Genomic DNA, 15020 nt, shown 5'->3' on the forward strand with positions numbered 1-15020 from the left:
CTCCTCCTTCGTTCCGGGCGAATAATTTCACCCGGGGTGGTTTCATTTCTTGCCATTTTCACTATATATTTCAATTCATGATACTTTGACTATATTATCATTACTTCTTCTCATTTCGACACCGCTCAATGTTATACCTTCCCTAAGTGGACTCGATTCCATACTAGCCAATTCGCCGGGCCACAAACCGTTCCATTCTATCCATTGCCTCTTCAATTTGTTGAATGGAAGAAGCATAGGATATGCGAATATGCCCTTCACCGCCCCTGCCAAATGCTGAACCAGGCACCACAGCTACCGATTCCTCTTTCAGCAGTTCCTCGCAAAAGTCATCTTCATTCAGACCCGTGTTTTTAATTGAAGGAAAGGCATAAAACGCCCCCCGAGGCTCGAAGCACTCAAGACCCATATCCCGCAGGCGCTTTAATATCAGTCTGCGCCGTTGGTTATATTGCTCCACCATATACTCTACCTGCCCCATACCGTTGTTTAAGGCCTCTAGGGCGGCCATCTGCGCGGTCACCGGTGCACAGAGAATGGTATACTGGTGAATTTTAACCATGGCCGCGATAATATCCCGATGCCCCGCTGCAAAGCCAACCCGCCAGCCAGTCATGGCGAAGGATTTGGAGAAGCCGTTAATCAATATGGTCCTATCCTTCATCCCCGGTAGAGAGGGGAAACTGGTGTGTTCACCACTGTAACTTAATTCACTATATATCTCATCAGCAATCACCAATAGGTTATTTTCTTCCACCACCTTGGCTATCTCCGATAATTCCTCTCGAGTCATTACTGCCCCCGTGGGATTGTTTGGATAACAAAGTATCAACACCTTAGACCTAGGTGTAATTACCTGCCGCAGCTGCTCAGCGGTAAGCTTGAAGTCATTTTCCGCTTTGGTGGCAATAGAAACAGCTTCACCGCCGGCCATCACAGCACATGGCTTATAGGAAACATAACAAGGTTCGGGTATAATCACCTGGTCACCAGAATTAATTACCGACCGTAACGCCAAATCCACCGCTTCACTGGCTCCCACCGTCACCAGAACCTGATTATCCGGCGAATATTCCAGCTGATAGCGCTCCGCTAAATATCTGACGATACCCTTTCTCAACTCCGGGGTACCGAAATTCGAGGTATACATGGTATATCCTTTTTCCAGAGAGTAAACACATGCTTCCCGCACGTGCCAGGGAGTGACAAAGTCCGGCTCCCCCACCCCCAAGGAAATTACTCCTTTAGTATTGGCCACCAAGTCGAAAAACTTTCTGATTCCAGAAGGCGGCAGTTCCTTTAATCGCTGGACAACAAAATCACCGGCCTGAAAAGTCATGGACTTATCACCTGCCGCCGATCTTCCTCTCCATCATCAAAGATCACGCCGGCATCCTTATACTGCTTCAGGACAAAGTGGGTCATGGTGCTTTGGACATGTTCAATGGTGGCTAATTTCTCCGCCACAAACAAAGCAACCTCCTTCATACCCTTACCTTCCACCACCACCGACAGATCATAACCTCCGGACATTAAAGCCACAGAAAGCACTTCGGGAAAACGATAAATACGCTCCGCCACTTCATCAAATCCCACATCACGCTGTGGAATTACCTTCACATCAATTTGTGCACTAACCCGATTGGCAGCGGTTTTATCCCAGTTAATTAAAGTATTGTACTTAATGATTACCTTTTCTTCTTCCATGGCCTTAATTTCACTGGTAAGCTCATCTTCCGGCACTCCCAACATAACGGCAATTTGCCCGTGAGAGATTCTGGCGTTACAACGCAACAGTTCAAGAATTTTTTCTCTCATTATACCTCTCCCCCTACAGATTAATAAAGAAATACGGTCAGACGCCTACCTCACAATAAAAAAAGACCCTCATCCCAAAGGGACGAAAGTCTTGTTTCCGCGGTACCACCCTTGTAGATTTAAAAAGATAATTCATTTTAAACCCACTCTAATCAGTTAACGCCTGACTTCGGACCGATTCATCACCGATCAGCTCCAGGGCGGCCTAAGCAGCATCTCTTTACCGGGCTCTCACCATTTTCCCGACTCGCTTTAAAGTACCTGCCGCTAATCTTCCCGTTCACAGCTTATTTTTATAAATTTCTAACATTGTATCACTACGCCCCGACTTCTGTCAATAAAAAAATAACAGATAAAGCTGTCGACAAGCAATAACTTGACAAAAAGGTGCCTGGCACCATTTAAAAATAAGTGACACCCTTTGGTGTCAGGCACCAAGGGGTGTCACTTATTGTTTCTTATTTAATTTAGGATACTTTCGGTCTGGGGTAAAGGCCGGCTTTTTCAACAATGGTGGGAATAATTTCTTCCCAGGCCACTGCCATAATGTGCACGCCGGCGATACCTTCCATCTTCTGCAGGTGTTGAATCTGCTCTACGCAGATTTGGACACCTTCTGCTTTGGGGTCTTCTGCCTTTTCCATCCGCTCAATAATCGAATCAGGCACTATCATCCCGGATACATTCTTATTCATGTAGCGGGCTGCCTTATGGGATTTAAGCGGCATCAGGCCTGCTACAATCTTGGCTTTCTTATGCAAACCACGTTCCCGAACCATATCCATCCACCGTTCAAAGCGTTCCATGTCGAAAATACATTGGGTCTGAATGAAGTCTGCACCAGCATTAATTTTCTTCTCCAGGCGCATTACCCTGTATTCAAAAGGGTCACCAAAGGGGTTAGCCACCGCACCAATAAGGAATTGGGGCTCACTTTCCTTCATTTCCTCACCACAGACAAATTGCTTGTCATCACGCATCTGCTTCAGTGCTGCTACCAGTTGGATAGAATCCAAGTCATGTACATTTTTACTGGTAGGGTGGTTACCGAAAGACTGATGGTCCCCGGAAAGACAGAGCACATTTTTCACACCCAGACTGGCGGCACCCAAAAGGTCACTCTGGATACCAATGCGGTTACGATCTCGCACGGTCATCTGGATAATGGGCTCTAATTCCTCACCTAAGACATGCACTGCCGATGCAATACTGGAAATACGGACAATGGCAGTCTGATTATCCGTCAGGTTAGCCGCATCCACATATTCCTTCAGCATTTTGGCGTGCTCTTTAATTATTGCCGGATTCGAATGCTTCGGAGGACCAATTTCACCACTGACAACAAATTCACCTTGTTCAAAAAGTTTTTCTAATCTGCTGCCGCTCTTCACGGTATCATCACGTCCTCTCTCACGACCTTACGCGGGCCACCATCTCTGGATTTTGACCAATCTTTCGCAGGTTCAATTTCCATAAGCTTATCAAGCTGACCCAATTTCTTCATCCGGTCATAGATTAACTGCCAAGCGCATTCAACATCCTGATTAATTTCACACTTACCATCCTGGGAACCGCCGCAGGGGCCGTTCAGGATAGATTTGGAGCAGCGAATAATCGGACAAATGCCGCCTGTTTTATGCAGCACACATTCACCACAAAGCCCGCAGCGCTCGCCCCAAACACCGTGCTCCATCGCACCACCGGCAAACTTGGTATTAAGTGCAGGAACTACCCACTTGTCAAAACGCTCGGCAATAAACTGAACGCCGACACCACAAGCCATGGATACCACGCAATCGATGTCATCGGTGATATACTTTTCCAACATATCCATATACTCTGGGTCACACTGACGGCTTAAGGTTACCTCTACTGTTTCCAGAGGCTTGTTTTCCTTTTGCCGCAGCATGCGCAAAGCAGAAGCCAGAACTCCTACTTCTTTTTCCCCACCGGCAAGGCAGACTGTTACACAACCACCACATCCTACTACCAGCACCTTGTTCGCATCTTCGATAAGTTTAGCAACTTCAGCGATAGATTTTCCCTGAGCAACAATCATCTAGCATGTCACCCACTTTCTTATAGTTTGAGATTTATTCATTGCCATCAGCTTCTTTCCCGGCTGCAGCTTCCTGCCCGCTCTTGTAAGCAGGGTTGAGCGGACTGGGACCCAGCTTCCTTATTCTTTCAGTCATCTCCTGAGCGACCTCGGCAAAACGCGGTCCCATAGAACCTGAGAGGTTGAACATCTCCAACCGTTCTCCGTCAATGCCGATTTCGTCAAGAAGCTTCTTAGCTTCCTTAATCCGCCGCTTAGCCATGATATTGCCCTTCAAAAAGTGGCAGTCCCCTTCCAGGCAGCCGGCCACGTATACCCCGTCAGCTCCCTTTTCAAAGGCCTCCAGAACTACCCGTACATCAGTTTTGCCTGAACAGGGCAATTCCACAATACGAATGTTGGCCGGATATTGGAGCCGCATGGAACCGGCCAAGTCTGCAGCGGAGTACGCACAATAATAGCAACAAAAGGCAACTAATTTGGGTTCAAAGTCGCTCATTTATAGCACCTCCGCCAGCAAGCCGTGTACTTTCTTAATGACTTGCCCATCTTTATAATGCTGCAGTTCAATTGCCTTAGCCGGACATTCGGAAACGCATGTTCCGCAGCCCTGGCACTGTACCTCATTAATTTCCGCAACAAAGTCGTCGTTAATCTTGGGTACATTATAGGGGCAGGCACGCACACAGGTAAGACATGCTGCACACTTATCCTGATCAATTTTAGCCACTACGCCGCCTACCATCAAATTATCCTTAGATAAGATGGTACACGCTCGGGCCACCGCACCCTGAGCCTGGTAAATAGCTTCACTGACAAACTTGGGTGAATGAGCAGCGCCGCAGAGGAACAATCCTGCAGACGGGAAATCAATCGGTCCAAGTTTGGCGTGGGTCTCTACAAAGAACCTGTCTTCATTTAAAGTAGTCTTAAACATTGTACCAAGCTTTGCGATATCCTCCGGTGCCACAGTGGCTGTCGCCAGTACCACCTGGTCAGGATGCAGCACGATGTTTTCCCGGGAAGACGGGTCAAATACCTCCATCTTCAATAGCGGGTTCTCTTTATTGACCGTTTCTAAGCTGGGCTTGTTCTCCGGGTCGTACTGGATAAAGACAACACCCAGTTCCCTGGCCTGCTTGTAATACTCCTCGTAGAAACCGTAAGTCCTGATATCGCGATAAAGTACATACGCTTCGTTTTCAGGATGTTCCGTCTTGATCTTAATCGCGTTTTTGAGAGACTGGGCACAACAGGTACGACTGCAGTACTTTCTCTCATCGTCTCTGGAGCCGACGCACTGAATAAACACTACCTGCTTATTCTTTTTCGCATCCCATTTTCCTTCAAATAACTGCTGCTCCATTTGGACGTTGGTACAAACGCGGTCATCCTTACCAATCAGGTACTCATCAGGCACATACTCTTTCGCACCGGTAGCCACAATTACCACACCATGCTCAACCTTATGGGTATCTCGCACATGGTCCTTACCCGATTCTGCTTGGGAAATAGTAGTGGTAAAATGACCCTGGTGACCGCCGTAATCTTCAACACGGCTGTTAGTAAATACCTGAATTAAATCATTATTTTCTACTTTTTTAATTGTTTCCTCTAGAAAACCTTTTAAATCTTTTCCTTCAATAGTAGCACGCAGATTGCGAGCAAATCCGCCCAACTCGGGCTCTCTTTCCACTATGAAGGACTCATATCCCTGGCTTGACATGGATAGAGCCGCCGACATACCGGCAATACCGCCGCCCACAATCAATGCCTTGGGAACTACTGCCACCGGATGTTGATGCAGCGGTTCGTGAGTCTGTACCTTTTCAATGGCACCTCTTACCAAATCCTTTGCCTTCAGAGTAGCCGCAGGATGGTCATCCCGATGTACCCATGAACACTGGTCTCGAATATTGGCCATTTCAAACAGGTACTGGTTTAAACCGGCTTCGCGGCATACCTCTCTAAACAACGGTTGGTGGGTGCGAATGGTACAAGAAGCTACCACTACACGGTTAAGATTATGCTCCTCCACCAGCTCTCGCATTTTCTTGGTAGTATCCTCTGAACAGGTGTAGAGGTTATCCTCGGCATACACCACTCCGGGTATAGTCTTAGCGTAGTCAACGACGCTGGGCACATCCACCACCGAGCCAATATTAATACCACAGTGGCAGATAAATACACCTACCCGGGGTTCTTCCTGACTGACGTCCTTCTCCTCAGGATAATCTTTTCCTCTCACCAGCGTACCCCGAGCCGCAGCCAACGCACCACCGGCCGTGGCTGCCGCCGCACTGGCATTCATCACTGTCTCCGGAATATCACGGGGACCCTGGAATGCACCGGCTACATAAATACCCGCTCTGCTGGTTTGAGTGGGATTAAGTGTCTCTGTCTCAGCAAAACCAAACTTATTCAGCTTAAAGTCAGCAATTTCTGCCAAATCGGCTGCTGACTTAGGCGGCTGGACACCCACTGCCAATACCACCATATCAAATTCCTCGGTTACCATTTCCCCGTCCTGAAGATAACTAATATACAAATTTTTGGTAATGGGGTCTTCCTTGACACTGGAAATCATGGTCCGAGTGTACTTAACACCCGCCTCTTTGGCAGAATCTACATACTTATCAAAGTTTTTACCATAGGAACGCATATCCAGATAAAAAATAGTCGGTTCGATATTCTTATCGTGTTCCTTAGCGATAATTGCTTCCTTGGTAGAGTACATACAGCAGATAGATGAGCAGTACTCACCACCGTCTCGAGCGCAATCCCTGGAGCCGACACATTGGATAAAGGCGGTTTTTCCCGGTGCTTTACCGTCCGCCGGCCGTTCCACATGGCCCTTGGAAGGACCGGTAGAACTTAACAAACGCTCAAATTCCAAGCTGGTAATTACATTGTCATAGACGCCATAACCATATTCACCGGTCTTTTCCGCATCAAAGAGGTCATAACCGGGTACCAAAATCATGGAGCCCACATCTAATTCTACAGTTTCCTCTTCCTGCCAGTGCTGCACAGCATTCTTTTTACACACTGCTTCACACTGGAGACATTCAGAGCAAATACCGCAATTCAAGCACCGTTTTGCTTCTTCTACGGCCTGTTCCTCACTAAAGCCCTGATACACCTCACCGAAATCACTGCCTCTATTGGCCGCATCAGCCATACCCTGTTGTAAACGGGCACTGCCTCTAACCGGCGTTTTCAAGGGCGGGCCAAGCTTTTCTTCACGCTTAACACCTCTGCCCTGGCTCAAATCTTCACCATTGATAAAACGATCAATGGAAACAGCTGCTTCATGGGCACCTGCTACAGCATCCACTACCGATTTAGGTCCGGTGACAATATCGCCACAAGCAAAGACACCTTCCGCTCCGGTAATTAAGCTGACCGAATCAGCTACGATGGTACCTGCCCGGGTGGTTTCAATACCGCTATTATCAGGAAGGAATGTAATGTCAGATGCCTGGCCGATAGCTACAATCACCATATCAGCATCAAAATCTTTCTTCACACCATCCTCAAATTGAGGGTTGAATCTTCCCTCTTCATCAAATACCGAAGCGCATTTTTTCATGGCTGCACCGGAAACCTTACCGTTACCAAGGAATTTCTCCGGTCCCCAGGAGGGATTAATGATGACACCCTCTTCAATGGCTTCTTCAATTTCCCATTCGTGAGCAGGCATTTCGTGTCTTGCTTCCAGACAAGTCAGATTAACTTCTTCAGCACCCAGACGCAATGCAGTTCGGGATACATCAATAGCTACATTACCACCGCCAATAACCAGTACTTTCTTACCCACCGGCGGTTTTTCGCCCAGCGCAGCCTTTCTTAATAAATCAACGCCGCCCACAATGCCTTCCTGGTCTGCACCTTCCAGTTTCAGCATGCGAGAATCCTGTGTGCCTACGGCAATCAATACCGCATTATAATCTTTTTGTAACTGTTCTAAGCTGATATCTTTGCCTATTCTGGTATTCGGCTTAAATTCAATGTCGCCGGTACCCAGCATCCACTCAGCTTCTTTCTTCACCGATTCTTCCGGCAGCCGATAGCGGGGAATACCGCCGCGCAACATGCCGCCGGCTTCCGGCAAAGCATCAAATATAGTAACTTTATAGCCTTTTAGCGCCAAATCTTGGGCCGCAGTCAAACCGCCCGGACCGGCACCGATGACAGCAATTCGTTCTTCTCTAGCTTCCACTTCCACCTGAGGAGATAGAGCCGCTTCATCTACCCAGCCATAATCTGCAGCTGCGCGCTTCAGATAAGCAATGGCGATAGGGTCATCATATTCGGCCCGGTTACATTCACCCTCACAGGGATGATGACAGATACGACCGCAGATACCGGCAAAGGGCATCCTACGCCGCACCACTTCCAAAGCTTCTTTGAATTTACCCTGGGATATCAGTGCCACATAACCTTGGGCATTAGTGCCCGCGGGGCATGTGCTCCGACAGGGAGGCGTGCCCTTCTTTTCAATGAGAAATTTATTAGGCACAGCCTGTGGAAAACGCTTGTAAACCGCTTTCCGCGAATCCATATTTTCATTAAATTCATTGGGGACTTCTACGGGACAGGCCTGCTCACAGTCGCCGCAGGCGGTACATTCGTTGATATCAATGTAACGCGGCTGCTGCTTAACCTTAACCTTGAAATTTCCCTCCTCGCCATCTACTTGAGTGATGGTTGAGCAGGTATAAATGTCAATGTTAGGGTGACCGAGAGTATCTGTCATCTTCGGACCCAATAAACACATAGCACATTCGTTGGTAGGGAAGGTCTTATCCAGTTGGGTCATTTTGCCGCCAACTGACGGTTCATCCGTGACCATATGCACTAGATAACCGGCATTGGCCAAATCCTGAGCGGACTGCATTCCTGCAATACCACTACCCAACACCAAAACCGACCCCACAACTGAATTGTTTTTCTCATTTTTCATGCATCTCACTACCTTTTCAAGTAAGATTTGCTCCCTAAACAGTGCACTTCACGATACGGTATTTCACTACCGTGGAGTTCTCCTTTAAGATGCAGCCAACAAATTCAGTGAGCGCAGTAATGGAACAGGGTCTATTAAGTGTTTCTTCAGCCAATCACCGCTCCTGCCGGCACCAATTGCTAATCCTATCAACTCAGTAATATAAAAGACAGGGACCTTAGTGCCCGGACCGCCTCCGGCTTCATGCTGACGTGTGTCAAGATTGGCCTGGCACAAGGGGCAGGCCGTAACGATGGCATCAGCACCCGCGTATTGCGCGGCGTCCACCAATTTTTTAGTTAGTGTCAGCACCAAATCCGGCTGAGAAATTGAAAAACTGCCGCCGCAGCATTCAGTTTTATGAGACCAGCGAATATTCTCGGCGCCTAAGACACCCAACAATCTGTCCAATGTCTGAGGCTGCTCCGCATTATCTTCAAAAGACACGACCTTTGCCGGTCTGGTCAAGAGACAACCGTAATAAGGAACTACTTTTAATCCGGCCAACGGCTTTGCCAAGAGGCCGGCGATTTTAGCGCTAATTTCTTCCTGGGCAAACACATCCACCACATGCCGTACTGCAATGTTTCCTTGATACTGAGCACCCATGATTTCCTGCATATCCAGATTAAGCTCTTCACTGCCTTCACCGCCGCAGCGCATATGGTGCTCAGCGGTTTTTAATAAGTTATAACATGCGGCACAAGGAACTAAAACATCATTATCCTGCTTCTCCGCCAACACCAGGTTACGCAAAGGAAGCGCATGCGCCAAGTAATCACTAGTGGAGTGAGCAGAAGTAGCGCCACAGCAATTCCAGTCCTTCAGTTCTTCAAGCTGGATACCCAGCTTTTCCAGAACCTGTTTGCTTGAAGCATTGTACTCTTCAGCAGTGGAGTGCAGTGAACACCCGGGATAGTAAGTGTACTTCATCGGCTCCCCTCCTTTGCTTTGGCCTTTTCAAAAATCTGCTTAATTTCTTTCACCTGGCTAATTTTTTCCGGCAGAAACTTGAGTTTGCCTTTTTTCACAAATTCAATGCCCAAACCCATATCCTGAGTGTAAGCTTTGGTCTTTAATTTAAAACCCAACAACATACCTGCTTCATAAATTCGACCATGGCGCTGGATGGAAGCCAAGAAAGACTCATGAAAAGCCGGAACCATGGTATCGCCCAGAGCAACATTTTGTTCGGCAGCCATATCTTTTAACGCATCATTGACAGCCGAAATATCAATGCCGTTTGGGCAGCGGTCTGCACAGGTTTTACAGCAGGCACACACCCAAATGGTACGGCTTTTCAGCAATCTTTCCTGCTGACCAAGCTGCACCAATCTGACCACCTGATTGGGATTAAAGTCCATGGCAAAACTCATCGGACAACCGCCGGTACATTTCTTACACTGATAGCAGCGGCTGACGGGTTGGCCGGATTTATCCTCCAATTGCTTTAAAAAAGAAAAGGAAGGCGCTATACTTTTACCAGTACTAACCAAAAGATTCCCCTCCTAAATACCCCTGTAGGCGAGCAATATCTGCCCGCCCTGAGGTATAAACATCTAACTGTTCAAATAATTATCTTGTCTTATACATTTTCACATAAGAATCACAGTAAATGTTCTGATTTAAGACAATCTCTCCGGCTGCAGCCACTTCTACCAAATCATCATCATTGGCATCGGCAATGGCAGCATCCAAACCACAAGCCATGGCCATAGCCATGTAGGTACGGTTGATTAATGAGCGGTCATTACAGTTTTGAGATACATTACTCAAACCGAGCACTGTCTTCGGTGCCGGGTTAGCAAGCATCTTAATTTGACGCAGGGTTTCCAGAACCTCAGGACCATGATCCTGACCAACATTGGCCGGCAGGATCAATGGGTCAATGTACAAATCTTCCATAGGCAGACCAAATTCGTCTGCAGCAGCTACCAATTCCATGGCGAATGCCAGACGAGCATCGGAATCCTTAGGAATACCCTTTTTGTCCATAGTTAAGCCAATCAGGCCGGCACCGTACTTAACCGCCAAGCCAAAAGCTGCTTCAACCTTATCTCTTTCTGCCGTGGTGGAGTTAATGATTGCAGGTTTTTTACAAACCTTCAATCCTTCTTCAATAGCGTTGAAGTCAGTGGAATCGAGACAGAGAGTCAAATCGCTTACTTCCTGGGTAACTTCCACCAGCCACTTCATAGCCGCAGCGCGATCAGCAACACCGGGGCCCACATTAATATCTAATACCCGAGCGCCGCCCTCTTCTTGTTTGCGCGCCCATTCCTGCACCGGCTTGGGATCGTTATCAATCAACGCCTGCTTGATATCTGTAAACATCCCATTAATCCGTTCACCAATAATTAACATGCAAATCCCTCCCTTTAACTATTACGGCATGGTCAGGTGCCAAATGACACCTGACCCGCCCAAGAAAATTCTAATAACTGTTATCTACCATCAGCTGGTCGATTGCCTTCTTGACAATATCAACTGCCTTGGGATGACGCATCAGCAATATGCTGCCGCCTGCCTGCATTAGCGCACTAGCTGTAGATGCCTCCCATAGGATACCACGATCTTCTTCAACACCCCAACCGGGATATTCTTCTTCGGAAGCACTGGCTTCTTTTGCCCGCCATGCTTCTTTACCAACAGTGCAAAGTATAGGCATGGATAGCATCTTGTCACCCTGCAGGGCGCCAAGACGAGCACGTTCCATGATGGAATACGCATACTCAATACCATATCCCAGACCACCGATGGACGGATCAATAATAATCCGGTCAGTGGCTAAGTTCATCTCGGAAATCAAGATGTTTAACTGCTTGCAGATGTTAATGTCCAACGGAGAACGGGCAATAACATTATGCTTATGCACCATGCAGGCAGCAGTAATAGACTTGTAGTTCTCCTGCTCGGCAAAACCAATTAAGAGGTTTTCACCGGCAAATGCTTCAGCAACAGCTGTCAGCACTTCATTATCCTTATCTTCAATCTCACAACCGGTAATAATCAAAGGAACACCTACGGCTCCTAAAACTTCTTTGACAGCTGCAACACAGTCTTCAGGAGACTTATTGTCACCGTCGGGGTGAGCTCCTTCAAGTCTTACGTAAATAACGTCAGCGCCATACTCATCAACGCATTTTTTCGCCCATTCGCCCGGCTTATCCAAAACACCTTCAAAATGTTTGGTAATGGTTTCGGGCCAACTGGGAACAATGTCCTGAACTTCCATGGCCACGATAGGCCTATTTACTATTTCACCTTCAAAGTGATGGAAAGGCAGTGCGGCATCGCCGCCCACGGTATAGGTAACCGTACGGGAGCCACCTTCTTCTTTGGTAGCACCCAATGTTACTTGGCCCACCTTGCTGAGGGTTTTTTCCTTAACAATATTTACAGCCATAACTACTCTCCTTTCTTTCCTCCGAATATAGGAACTTCACTAACTAACTTACAGTTTGACCTGACTGAGGATATCCTGCACAGCTTTTACTGCAGCAGAGTCAGCAGGCAAATCGAATAACGGCTTACCTTCAATGTCAAACTGGCTGACCAAGGGATCCATGGGTATGGTGCCGATTAATTCCAGGCCGGTCTTTTTGATTTCCGGCATCAGCGGCTCAATACCCTGCTCCTGGGTCTTGGTTATAATCAGGTAAAGATTATTTACCGGCGCCTTAAGCGAATCCACAAGTTCTTTTACCCGTCCGGCAGAGCGGACACTGCGCGCCGATGCATCACTGATGACAAATAAATGCTCCACTTTTGGAATAGTTCGCCTGCTGATATGCTCAAGGCCGGCTTCGTTATCCGCCACCAGATAATCATAGTTTTCACTTAATGATTCCAGGTGTTTTTTCAATAAATCATTTGGATAACAATAACACCCGGGCCCCTGTGGATTACCCATCACCAGCAGGTCCAAATTCTTAGTAGTCTCTACAATGGCGTGAGACATTTTAAAGTCAATAAACATATCTTTAGTCATTCCCGAAGGAACGGCCTTAGGGTCTTTGGTTTCAGTAAGAATGTCGGAAATCATGGTGTCCACCTCAAGACCCAATGCCTCATTCAAATTGGCATTTGCATCTGCATCCAGGGCCAGAATTGACCCCTTCTTTTTCTCAATGAGGTAACGAATTAATAGGGCTGAAAAAGTGGTCTTACCTGTGCCACCCTTTCCTGCTACGGCAATTGACATAGTCATTTATTTCACTTCCTTTCCCTGTTCATCCTTATTTAACGACGGAAACAAGGTCAAGTCGGTATGAGGGATAAATGTTGCGGATACAAATTCATCCATGAAGGTGGTACCGGCAGAAAGCTCCAGATAGGTCATCAAATGACCCAGTTCCTTGCATTCCTTATAGGCATCTTGAGACAACAACGCCAATTTGGCCCCTTTCACGGAAGTATTGCCCATAAATTCGTATCTGTCACGGTCCACGTCGGGCAATAAGCCGATCTGCACCGCATCATCCACATTGAGATAGTTACCAAAGCCACCGGCAATAATTATTTTCTCAATCATATTCACATCTAACTGCATCGATTTTAAGAGACTTTGGATACCGGCAAATACAGCACCCTTTGAACGAAGAAGATTTTTAATGTCTGCTTCGGTAATAACCACATCTTTATCAACACCGCTCTCTTCCGCCCAGGCCAGGACATACTCCCAACCGTCCTCGCTTTTTCGTAAGCGCGGTGTATCCTTATCACGGAAAAACTGACCTGTGCGGTCAATCAGACCTACTCGGTGCAGTTTCGCCATGCAGTCAATTAACCCTGACCCGCAAATACCGATAGGTTTTTCATTACCGATAATCATTAAACTTACATCAAAGGTTTCTGGGTCAATTGAAACCCTTTCTATTGCTCCGCCCATGGCTCGCATACCAAAGGTGATGCCGCCGCCTTCAAAGGCCGGTCCGGCGGAACAGGCACAGGAAATTAAAAATTCATTATTTCCCAATACTATTTCGCCATTAGTACCGATGTCTATGAACAGCGTCATCATTTCCACCTTGGCCATCTTCGCAGCCAATACACCGGCAACGATATCGCCGCCCACATAACTGGCTACTGCCGGGAAACTCAACACCCAGGCTTCGGGATTAATATTGATTCCCAGCAGCCTCGCTTTAACCGGCGGTAGTTCTGTTGCCGTAGGGATATATGGTTCCAAGCGAATATACTTAGGCGGTAATCCCAATAACAGGTGCGCCATAGTGGTGTTACCTGCCGTCACCGCCACATGTACATCGTCAGGCGAAATGTTATTTTTCTCCAACAGTTTATCGATTAATTCGTTGATGGAGCCGATAACTGCCTTCCGCAGATCATCCAGACCATTTTTTTCTCCGGCATGAATCATGCGAGAAATTACATCATCACCGTATCGAGCCTGCTTGTTATAGGTACCTCTACTGTCTACCAAATCACCGGTAGCCAAGTCCACTACATAAACCACCACAGTGGTGGTACCTATATCAACCGCTAAGCCATAGCCGTCATTTTGCACATGGCCCGGCTCAACCTGCACGATTTCCGTGATACCGTTCATGCAAGCCAAAGTTGCCGTCACTTTCCAATCTTCCTGGCGCAGGGCTTCCGCCAACTGCTGCAGCACCGGTAATTCCACCATCAGTTCCTTGCATGCGGTCTTCTGCCTTAATTCCGCCTGAAGTCTAGTAAGGTCGCTGGCATTTTCCGTCAGTGTCGGCGGTTCCAAAGTAAGCTGCACTTTACGGCACAGGGGTTTGAATTCATACCCTGACAATAAGTCAAGCTCAGACTCCGCCAGCACCTTATGGTTTTCATTTTCCAGCACTACCTGATGTTCCTCCAGACGAGAATCCTTGGGAACCTCTATCACCACATCTCCTTCGATAAAAGTCTGACAGGCAAGGTTTAACCCCTGCTCTTTCATCTTTTTGGAGCGATTGCCTCCCTCAAGACGCACCTGGCCCTGCTGAACTTTAATAGCACACCTTCCGCAACTCCCCTTGCCGCCGCAGACACTTTTTATCTCTATTCCTGCGATGGATGCAGCCCGGAGAACATTGGTACCTGTCTCTACGGTTAGTGAAATGTCGTCGGGAAGAAACTTTACCAGATGCTTACTCATTTAAT

At 47.4% G+C, this 15020-nt stretch carries 12 protein-coding genes and 1 other annotated feature; all 12 genes read right to left on the bottom strand.

What is annotated here, in order from left to right:
- Positions 1-163: 163 nt before the first annotated feature.
- Positions 164-1339 (bottom strand): aminotransferase class I/II-fold pyridoxal phosphate-dependent enzyme, encoded by a 1176-nt coding sequence (locus MFMK1_RS11825; RefSeq protein WP_366921908.1) that lies wholly within the window; start codon positions 1337-1339, stop codon positions 164-166.
- Complete coding sequence (locus tag MFMK1_RS11830; protein WP_366921909.1) at positions 1336-1818, bottom strand: Lrp/AsnC family transcriptional regulator; 483 nt, start codon at positions 1816-1818, stop codon at positions 1336-1338. The genes MFMK1_RS11825 and MFMK1_RS11830 overlap by 4 nt, the downstream gene beginning before the upstream one ends.
- A gap of 75 nt (positions 1819-1893) precedes the next feature.
- Positions 1894-2111 (bottom strand) — a binding site (T-box leader).
- A 174-nt stretch (positions 2112-2285) separates the two neighbouring features.
- Positions 2286-3209, bottom strand: a complete 924-nt coding sequence (locus tag MFMK1_RS11835) for a methylenetetrahydrofolate reductase (protein ID WP_366921910.1) — start codon at positions 3207-3209, stop codon at positions 2286-2288.
- Positions 3206-3877 carry a methylenetetrahydrofolate reductase C-terminal domain-containing protein gene (locus MFMK1_RS11840; RefSeq protein WP_366921911.1) on the bottom strand — a complete coding sequence of 224 codons (672 nt, stop codon included), beginning with the start codon at positions 3875-3877 and terminating at the stop codon, positions 3206-3208. The genes MFMK1_RS11835 and MFMK1_RS11840 overlap by 4 nt, the downstream gene beginning before the upstream one ends.
- Before the next feature lie 34 nt (positions 3878-3911).
- Positions 3912-4376, bottom strand: a complete 465-nt coding sequence (locus MFMK1_RS11845; protein WP_366921912.1) for a hydrogenase iron-sulfur subunit — start codon at positions 4374-4376, stop codon at positions 3912-3914.
- Positions 4377-8843 (bottom strand): FAD-dependent oxidoreductase, encoded by a 4467-nt coding sequence (locus tag MFMK1_RS11850; RefSeq protein ID WP_366921913.1) that lies wholly within the window; start codon positions 8841-8843, stop codon positions 4377-4379.
- A gap of 84 nt (positions 8844-8927) precedes the next feature.
- Positions 8928-9815: a CoB--CoM heterodisulfide reductase iron-sulfur subunit B family protein gene (locus tag MFMK1_RS11855; RefSeq protein WP_366921914.1), complete on the bottom strand. Its 888-nt coding sequence runs from the start codon at positions 9813-9815 to the stop codon at positions 8928-8930.
- A complete protein-coding gene (locus tag MFMK1_RS11860; RefSeq protein WP_366921915.1) occupies positions 9812-10378 on the bottom strand; it encodes a 4Fe-4S dicluster domain-containing protein in 567 nt (188 codons plus the stop codon). The genes MFMK1_RS11855 and MFMK1_RS11860 overlap by 4 nt, the downstream gene beginning before the upstream one ends.
- A 79-nt stretch (positions 10379-10457) precedes the next feature.
- Complete coding sequence (locus MFMK1_RS11865; protein WP_366921916.1) at positions 10458-11246, bottom strand: methyltetrahydrofolate cobalamin methyltransferase; 789 nt, start codon at positions 11244-11246, stop codon at positions 10458-10460.
- A gap of 70 nt (positions 11247-11316) precedes the next feature.
- Positions 11317-12288, bottom strand: coding sequence for an acetyl-CoA decarbonylase/synthase complex subunit delta (locus tag MFMK1_RS11870; protein WP_366921917.1), 972 nt, complete (start codon positions 12286-12288; stop codon positions 11317-11319).
- Positions 12289-12336: 48 nt separating this feature from the next.
- Positions 12337-13092 carry an ATP-binding protein gene (locus MFMK1_RS11875; protein ID WP_366921918.1) on the bottom strand — a complete coding sequence of 252 codons (756 nt, stop codon included), beginning with the start codon at positions 13090-13092 and terminating at the stop codon, positions 12337-12339.
- Entirely contained in the window at positions 13093-15015 is a 1923-nt protein-coding gene (locus MFMK1_RS11880) for an ASKHA domain-containing protein (RefSeq protein WP_366921919.1), read from the bottom strand.
- Between the last annotated feature and the right edge of the window lie 5 nt (positions 15016-15020).

Source organism: Metallumcola ferriviriculae, from assembly GCF_035573695.1.
Classification (GTDB): Bacteria; Bacillota; JADQBR01; order JADQBR01; family JADQBR01; genus Metallumcola; species Metallumcola ferriviriculae.